Origin of the sequence: Frankia sp. KB5, from assembly GCF_002099325.1 — a bacterium.
Lineage (GTDB): Bacteria > Actinomycetota > Actinomycetes > Frankiales > Frankiaceae > Frankia > Frankia casuarinae.
On the sequence record NZ_MRUJ01000343.1, the window covers coordinates 1 to 1,045 of the forward strand.

Sequence of the window (1,045 nt, forward strand, 5' to 3'; positions counted from 1 at the left end):
GACTTTGCGGGTCACCCTGGCCATCCAATCGACCAGAATCTTGCCGATTGCGATCATACACAGGCGTTGTAGCGAGTGTTTCCGGGCATCAGGATGTATCTCGGTGATGAGTGAGCATGCCTGGAGTTGGATGAGCGTCAGAGCTCTGGTCTGGATGCGGCTGTCTTCGGCGCCCGACGGACCCTCTGAGTAGAAGGATGCCCGCTACCGTGCGACGCTCCGACGCGGCGAACGGGCGGCCGGTCCGACGCGCCCGGGTGGGGTGCCGACCGGAGGGAGGCGGGGCCCCATCCCGGTGCGCGGCCGGGCCGGCCGCCCGTTCGGCGCGTCGTGTGCGGCGCCCTCGGCCTCGACGTCCGGCTTGGTCAGGATGTGGGGGTTGCCGCCCCGGAGGGGCGGCCTTGAACCCGTAGAGAAGGTTAGCGATGGCGATCATGCTGTGTCGTGGGCGCCGTTTTTGATCTCTGTGGTCCAGGTGTTCCATTGCTCGCGTGTGAGGTGGAGTGCTTGGTGGCCGGTGCGGATGATGACACCGTTGCCGAGGAGGGCGGGGCTTGTGCGGACTGGGGGCGATGGGGTGTCGCTGTTCCTGTGGGGTAGGTGTGCGAGTGGGTTGGGGTAGCTCCCGCTGATCCATGGTGGGGTTCGGTCCGGGTTGTCTCCCGTGGTCATGGCGCCTTCCGAGGAAAGGCCGCCCCGCCCACGTCGGGGGGTCGTGAGYGGGGCGGCGGTCGTGGTGGTCAGTGGGTTCGGGCGGTGGCGGTGAGGTAGAGGACGGGTGTGGTGTAGGTGATTGGCTTTCGTTCGACGGCGTCGTGCCAGGCCTGCCGGTAGCGGCGGGCGAACGGTTGGCCGAGTGCGGTGGTGACGGTGTCGAGTGGGGTGGGTGCGCCGGGGTGCGGTCTGCGGTTCAGGTGGGCGTCGACCGCGTCGGGGGTGTACATGGTCGTGGTGACGGTGTCGGTGGTGAGGGGGTGGACCTGGAATCCGGCGTCGGCGGCGTGGCCGATGAGGGTGTGGGCGTCGAACGCGGTCATGGTGCGGG

General features: G+C 68.2%; 1 pseudogene. It reads right to left on the minus strand.

Annotated elements, in window-relative coordinates:
- Positions 1–740: 740 nt before the first annotated feature.
- Positions 741–1,045, minus strand: a pseudogene (locus KBI5_RS26015) (hypothetical protein); the annotation flags it as partial.